The 1,468-nt window shown below is 41.1% G+C and carries 1 protein-coding gene; it reads left to right on the top strand.

Annotated features, from left to right (window positions below; genetic code table 11):
• Nucleotides 1-1,455 (top strand): transposase (locus OU793_RS24435; RefSeq protein WP_274647901.1); only part of this gene is annotated, 1,455 nt, incomplete at its 5' end.
• Between the last annotated feature and the right edge of the window lie 13 nt (nucleotides 1,456-1,468).

Genomic DNA, 1,468 nt, shown 5'->3' with positions numbered 1-1,468 from the left:
ACGCTTACCAATTTAACACAGACCTTACGTAAGAAAATGGAGGTGGTCAGCCGCAACATTAATGACGGTGCAAATGATTTTGTTGTCCATCAACCTAGATCAAATCAACTCACTTGGAAGCTTGCCAATAAGCGCTGGAAGGAGGAAGTAGATAATCCTGTCTACAGCCAACTCCAACATAAGGGGATCATCGAAATCATGGACTATGTCCATCAGAAAACGGGGTATCTCGATGCATTTAAGAATATAGCGACCAAAAAGCAAGGCAGTAAGGCAAGAGAAGAAGACTTATTGGCGTGTATTTTTGGTAATGGTTCCAATTATGGCTTACACCATATGTCGTCGATATCAGACCGAGCTATTGGGGTATTAAGATCAGTGAATGATGGGTATATCAGACCAGAAACCACCAGTAACGCAAATGATGTGATTTCCAATGCCTTGGCAAAGCTCCCAATATTCAGCTATTACACAATTAATGAATCAGCTCCGTTTGGTAGTATTGATGGTCAAAAACATGCTTGTCGTATAAACACATTTAAAGCGCGATTCTCGGCAAAGTACTTCCGTAAAGGAAAAGGTGTTTCGGCTCTCACACTAGTATCAAACCACGTACCAGTGAACACTAAAGTCATTTCAGCGAACGAGTATGAAGCGCATCATGCTTTTGACTTACTCTATAACAATACCAGTGATATAGACCCAAAAACTCTGGCCACCGACACTCATGGCGTCAATAACGTTAACTTTGCGATCCTTGACCTATTCGGATACCAGTTTGCTCCACGCTATGCCAAGTTTAAAAATGTCTTCCATGATTTGTTTGAGATTGATTACGGAGAAGCGTTCGTTTTGAGGCTGCGTAAGCCATTTAACACCTCCTTAATTAAGCGAGAGTGGCATAATATTCAAAGAATTATCTGTTCGCTAAGCCGTAAAACAACGACGCAGAGTACCATCATAACGAAACTATCTAATGGTAAACAGAATCAACGAACATTAGCGGCGCTTAGAGAATATGATCGGCTCATAAAGTGCCTCTACGTTTTGGATTATGTTGATGATTCAGAGCTTAGACACTTTGTTCAACAAGCTCTGAATCGCGGTGAGGCCTATCACCAATTGCGCCGAGCGATTGCTTCAATCAATGGAAATCAGTTTCGTGGTGGGGATGATTATCAGATAGAACAATGGAATGACTGTGCGAGGATCATTGCGAACTGCATCATTTATTATAATTCGGCGTTGTTATCTAGCTTAATTGAAAAATTTGAGAAGGAAGGAAACCAAAAAGTCGTGGAGTTGATAGCCGGTCTTTCTCCCGTTGCTTGGCGTCATATCCAGCTTGCAGGGAATTACACATTTGGTCAAAAAAAGGACAATATAGTTTTAGAAAGATTACTTGAAAACTTAGCGCCACTAGGAGAAGAAGAGATGCTAGAAATGGTCGCGTAAAAACTCTATATGC

The sequence above is a fragment of the Vibrio sp. VP6 genome, from assembly GCF_028823755.1.
GTDB lineage: Bacteria > Pseudomonadota > Gammaproteobacteria > Enterobacterales > Vibrionaceae > Vibrio > Vibrio parahaemolyticus.
This window is presented reverse-complemented; position numbering and strand designations above follow the sequence as displayed.